This window comes from Pseudonocardia sp. NPDC046786 (assembly GCF_040645415.1).
GTDB lineage: Bacteria > Actinomycetota > Actinomycetes > Mycobacteriales > Pseudonocardiaceae > Pseudonocardia > Pseudonocardia kongjuensis.
Window position 1 is genome coordinate 1 of record NZ_JBEYYF010000064.1, and the last position, 1,981, is coordinate 1,981.

The 1,981-nt window shown below is 70.3% G+C and carries 1 protein-coding gene and 1 pseudogene; both read right to left on the bottom strand.

Annotated features, from left to right (window positions below):
* Positions 1-32: 32 nt before the first annotated feature.
* A pseudogene (locus ABZ881_RS30870) lies at positions 33-1,333 on the bottom strand (ISL3 family transposase).
* 36 nt (positions 1,334-1,369) lie between these two features.
* Entirely contained in the window at positions 1,370-1,960 is a 591-nt protein-coding gene (locus tag ABZ881_RS30875; RefSeq protein WP_358489586.1) for a transposase, read from the bottom strand.
* Positions 1,961-1,981 lie beyond the last annotated feature (21 nt).

Genomic DNA, 1,981 nt, shown 5'->3' on the forward strand with positions numbered 1-1,981 from the left:
GGCTCTGGCACAGATTCGGTGGTCGGGCGGGTTCAGCTGAGCAGGATCGGCTGCCGGAGCAGCGGGAACCCCGCTCGGCCATACATCTGCCGCTTGAGCAGCTTGACCTTGGTGTTCGCGCCCTCGATCGGCCCGTTGCTGTAGGACAGGGTCAAGCCCGCCAGGACCGCCGGCAGGTCCTTGCGCAGGCCGCGGACGAACGAGTGCAACGGAGCCAGGTCGCTGTTGTCGACAGCGGTCATCCAGGCGTGCAGATCGGCGCCGCGCCGCTGGGTGAGCAGGCTCGTGAAGTCACGGACGTGCTCGACCAGGGCAGTGAGCTGCGGACATGCTGCAACCAGGTCGTCGAGGTGGGTGCGGTCAGGGTCGGGCAGGTCGCCGGGCCGAGTCATGATCCACGACACCAGCCGGCGCGGCGCGGGCACCGGCCGCTCGGTGCGGGCCCGGCCCTGGTTGAGGTAGCGGACCAGCAGGTTCGCGCTGCCGGTGTAGCCGCGCTCGCGGATCTCGGCCAGGAGCCGGGTGGTCGGCACCTGCGGATCGACGAGCAACCGGCGGCGTAGGTGATCGCGGTACGGTCGACGAGAGTAGTGCTCTAGCGCGGTGGCCGGATCAACTCCTCGGCCCGGGCGGCTCTCGCGTAGCGCTTGATCGTGTTGAGTGACCAGCCCAGCCGTCGGGAACGGTCGAGCAGACCGACACCGTGGTTGAGCAGGGCGTGGACGGCGGCGTGGCGGGCCGGTGTTCGTTGCGCGAGCGCCGGCTCCGGGCGTGCGCTGTCCGTGCTTGTCGGGGTGGGTGCGGTGGCGGGGCGCCAGCAGGCGGAGTGGACGATCACGACCTTCTCGGCGGCGCGGCCGAGACCGTGCCATAGGTGCCATAGGTGCCAGCGGTCGCTGACCTGTACCGCCTCGGGTGCACCGGCGGTGATCGCCTCGGCGTAGGTGGCCGATCCGTCCCGGCAGACCGCGGTGATCCCGGGTCGATCACGCAGCCAGGCGGCCAGGGTCGCTGCCCGCCGATCGGGCAGCACGTCGATCCGGCGGTGGGTGACCGGGTCAATCACCATCGTCATGTAGCGGCGCCCGCGGCGCAGCGCGACGTCGTCGACGCTGAGCACCGGCGGTGTCGGGGCGGCCGGTAGTGGGGCGGCCGGGCGGCCTCCGACGGGCAGGTCGGTCAGGCGGCGCGCGTGCCAGGCGTGTACCCGGCGTGACTCGGTGCCGCATCGCGGGCACGGCGCCGAGATCGCGGCGCTGCGGGCGGTGATCCGCAGGGCAGGACCGGCGGCGACGATCTCCTCGATGAACAGGGACGAAAGCCCGGGAAACAACACACCCGCAAGATCAAGACTGCACCAGCGAGATGATCACAGTACCGAGCACGTCACCCGAACGTGACGCGCCGTGACACCACCGCATCTGTGCCAGAGCCGACCATCTGACAGGGCCAACAGTCGATCCGAGCTGGTCGCGGCATCGGGACGCAGCCACGGGCTCACATCGACGGCGAGCACGATCCGGTCACCTACTTGCGGCATCGTGAGCCCGGTGAGGCTGCGCCGCAGCTGGGCGGGCTCGACCTGACCGGCTGCGAGCGCGTCGTACAGGGCGCCGTGCCCTCGACGGTGCTCGGCCACCAGCGTCAGCTCGACCAGCGAGGTCACCGGGCCGTCCGAGCACAACACGGCGTCGGTCAACTCGAACAACGCGTCCGCCCGCGCCGTCAGCGCGGCATAGAACCGCCGACGGAACCCCGCCAGATGCCCAGCGGGATCACCGCAGTCCTGTGGAGTGTCACGACCGCCTATCGCTCCACCATGGGCGACACCGAGCACGCGGCCACCGCCTTTCGCCTTCGAGCTCCGTGGAAGGAACCCGAAGAGGATCAAGCGGTGGCCGCGCCATGTCCCGACGACACGCCGCACGACCAGCACCGACACCAGACACCACCGGCGCACAGGTTAAAGCTCAAGCTCAGA